The 312-nt window shown below is 54.5% G+C and carries 1 pseudogene; it reads left to right on the top strand.

Annotated elements, in window-relative coordinates:
* Window positions 1-312 (top strand): annotated as a pseudogene (locus LI162_RS15370) (AAA family ATPase); the annotation flags it as partial.

Genomic DNA, 312 nt, shown 5'->3' with positions numbered 1-312 from the left:
GCGGACGAGAATACCGCTGGAAAGAACATGACAGCCTGACCGTCCGGGGAAACAAGTGGTTTCGCCACAGCCAGAGCAAGGGCGGCTATCCCATTGATTTTGTCATGGAGTTTTACGGCAAGTCCTTTCCCGAAGCTGTCCAGCTCCTGACCGGCGAAAGCGGCGAGGGGCAGACCGAAGCCAGCACAACACCGCCCACAGCGTTTCACTTGCCCTTGCACAACAGAACAGCCGACAGAGCAATTCAATTTCTTTGCGAAAGCCGAGGTCTCAACAAAACGCTTGTTGAGGCTTTTCTTCTTTCCGGGGATA

The sequence above is a fragment of the Mediterraneibacter sp. 210702-DFI.3.120 genome (assembly GCF_020561005.1).
Lineage (GTDB): Bacteria > Bacillota > Clostridia > Lachnospirales > Lachnospiraceae > Mediterraneibacter > Mediterraneibacter faecis.
Note: the sequence above shows the minus strand (reverse complement) of the source record. Positions and strands in the feature narration are given on the sequence as shown.